The sequence below is a fragment of the Pseudomonas sp. MWU12-2319 genome, from assembly GCF_023242525.1.
GTDB classification, from domain to species: Bacteria; Pseudomonadota; Gammaproteobacteria; order Pseudomonadales; family Pseudomonadaceae; genus Aquipseudomonas; species Aquipseudomonas gingeri_D.
On record NZ_JALJES010000081.1, the window covers coordinates 1 to 349 of the forward strand.

Annotated in this window: 1 pseudogene; it reads left to right on the forward strand. The window is 65.6% G+C overall.

What is annotated here, in order from left to right:
- Window positions 1-349 (forward strand): annotated as a pseudogene (locus tag M5C01_RS32845) (transketolase); the annotation flags it as partial.

Here is a 349-nt window from a genome sequence, read left to right on the forward strand (position 1 = left end):
CGCGGAAATCGCCCTGACCCGCGCGGCGCTGAAGTGGAACCACGGCCCGTTCGAAATCCCGGCCGACATCTATGCCGAGTGGGATGCCAAGGAAGCCGGCCGCGCTGTCGAAGCCGAGTGGGACCAGCGTTTCGCGGCCTACTCCGCGGCCTTCCCGGTCGAAGCCAATGAACTGGTCCGTCGCCTGAGCGGCGAGTTGCCGGCGGACTTCTCCGAAAAAGCCTCGGCCTATATCGCCGAAGTCGCGGCCAAGGGCGAAACCATCGCCAGCCGTAAAGCCAGCCAGAACACTCTGAACGCTTTTGGCCCATTGCTGCCTGAGCTGCTGGGCGGTTCGGCCGACCTGGCC